This is a genomic window from Aquimarina aquimarini (genome assembly GCF_900299535.1).
GTDB classification, from domain to species: domain Bacteria; phylum Bacteroidota; class Bacteroidia; order Flavobacteriales; family Flavobacteriaceae; genus Aquimarina; species Aquimarina aquimarini.
Genome location: NZ_OMKE01000031.1, coordinates 1 through 2,620, shown reverse-complemented (window position 1 = coordinate 2,620; position 2,620 = coordinate 1). Strand labels below are relative to the sequence as shown.

Below are 2,620 nucleotides of genomic sequence, written 5' to 3'. Positions count from 1 at the left end.
ATACTGCGTATACTGAGCATCTTGCTGAGAATAACCATTGTAAAACAAAACACTGAGTAGTACTGTTACAAGTATCGCTTGTATATTTTTCATCCGCTATGGTTTAATATTTATAGTTTTGTTACGAACGTTTTTTATTCGTAAGATTTTATATGATTAATTTGATTATCTGTTGATATATAAGTATCCAGCTTTCTTTTTATGTTCTCCAGATTCTAGAATATATTCAAGTATATAATAATAAGTACCTGCTGGTAACTGATCTTTTTCTTCGACTGTTACTCTTCCTTCAGAAGTTCCTCTGAAGAAATTATTATCTCTTCCATAATTTTTGGATTCATAAACCATAATCCCCCATCTATTATAGATAGATAATGAATTCTCTAATCTTTCTATTCCACTGATTACAAATGTATCATTCACTCCATCTCCATTAGGAGACATTCCTGTAAAAACAGTAACACCATCTTCACCATCTGTAGGTGTATTTGGTTCTAGATAATTTGGCACACCATTACCATCACTATCAATAGCATCATCTGGATTTCCATCTCCATCAGGATCAGCATTTTCATCAGCAGTTAAAATATCATCATTGTCATCATCTATATCCTGAAAATCATCTATACCATCACCATCTGTATCTCTAATAGGATAGGCTACAATTCCTTGATCAAACTCGCCAGAATTCTGTACACCATCAGGAATACCATCTGTTCCGACATTACCTTCAATCACTCCCTCGTTTGAAATTGTTAATTCCTCAATATCTGCCCCTGATTCATAAACATCAAACAATCCATCTCCATCAGAATCAAGATCTAGTCGATCTATAATACCATCACCATCTGTATCTAAGTTAGGATCACCATTTTGCTCTTCTATATCTGTGATACCATCATTATCATCATCTAAGTCATCAGGATCAGGAACTCCGTCTCCATCACTATCAATCACACTTACGGTAATATCATCAGGATCACCATCGGCATCAGGGTCATTATCATTAGGGTTGTTAGGGTCATCAGACGTTTCAAAAACAGTATCTCCTATTGGGGTTGTTGCTGTTACCTCTGCACTATTCATAATTTCTCCTGCTATGATATCATCTTGTGTTACCACATGTTCTGCAATAACTATTGTAGTTGCTCCTGGTAACAAATTGGTTATAGGCAATCCAGATACTATAGTTGCATTATTATCTATTACATTAACATCATTCAAAGTAACGGTTCCTATATTTTCTATTTCGATAGTATAGGTAATCACTTCTCCTACATTTGTAAATATCACAGGATTGGCAACCTTTGTTACCGATAGTCTTCCTATAGTAATCAAACCTGTCTCTGTTTCTGTAGCATCATCAGGGTCTGGTGTTGCTGGGTCATCAGAAATATCCATTACAGGGATTCCACCTGGAGTTTCTCCTACTACATCTGCTCTGTTTATAACAATCCCAGCATCAAGATCTGCCTGAACAATAGTATGAGAGGCTGTAACTGTAACTCTATCTCCTGGTGCCAAAGTAGCAATAGAAGCTGGAGTAACACTACCTGCATCTGCATTGAGATCTGTAACAACAATATTATTAATGGTAACAGTACCTGTATTAATCACTTCTAATGTATAAGTTATTACCTCTCCTACAGTATCATATGCTCCATCAGGAGCGGCATCTGCCAATTTAGTTAAGGTAAGTTCTGGGTTTTGATCAATAATTGTTATTGTTGCATCATCTGGAGCTGCAGTATCAGGGTCATCAGAATCATCATTTACCAATGTACTACTAGGATCCTCTGCTATTACACTAGCTGTATTTGTCACTGTACCAAGATCTATATCTGCTTGAGTAATTACATGTGTAGCAGTTGCTGTTACTGTTTGTCCTGGGTCTATACTCATTACTGTAGCAGGAACTATAGTATCAGCATTAGGATCTGATATAACTACATTAGATAATGTTACATTCCCATTATTTGTTACTTCTATTACATACGTTATTGCTTCTCCTACAGTATCGTAAGATCCATCTACTGGTGCATTATCAGACTTCGTAAGGCTAATCATTGGATTAGACACCAAAGTGATAACCGTTGAATCATCTGGGCTTCCGTCATTATTCGGGTCAACATTAGTAGCATTATTAGGGTCATCAGAATCATCCGTAATAGTTATTCCATCTGGATCCTCTCCACTTACTACAGCTTGATTTGTAAAACTTCCTGAGTCAATTTCACTTTGTGTCAATGTATGTATTGCTGTATATGTGCTATTATCTATAGCACCTGCTACTAAACCTATTGTAGTAGTTGGAGTAACCACTGCATTAGGATCACTAACACTGATATCTGTTAAATCTACATTACCAATATTAGTAACAATAAAGCTATAATTAATATTTTCCCCTACATCTGCAAAGCCATTACCATTGGTATCATCCAAAGTTGCTTCTTTTGTTATATCCAATAGTGGTTGACTTAGATCACTTACTGTTGGGTCGTCTGGACTACCATCATTATTTGGATCAACATCGGTAGCATCATCGGGATCATCGGAATCATCGGTTACCGCTGCTCCTCCTAATGGGTTCGCTGCACTCGCAACTGCTGTATTACTAAAA

1 protein-coding gene is annotated in these 2,620 nt (G+C 36.5%); it reads right to left on the bottom strand.

What is annotated here, in order from left to right:
- Positions 1-165: 165 nt before the first annotated feature.
- Positions 166-2,620 (bottom strand): DUF7507 domain-containing protein (locus tag DG508_RS13745; RefSeq protein WP_199912791.1); only part of this gene is annotated, 2,455 nt, incomplete at its 5' end.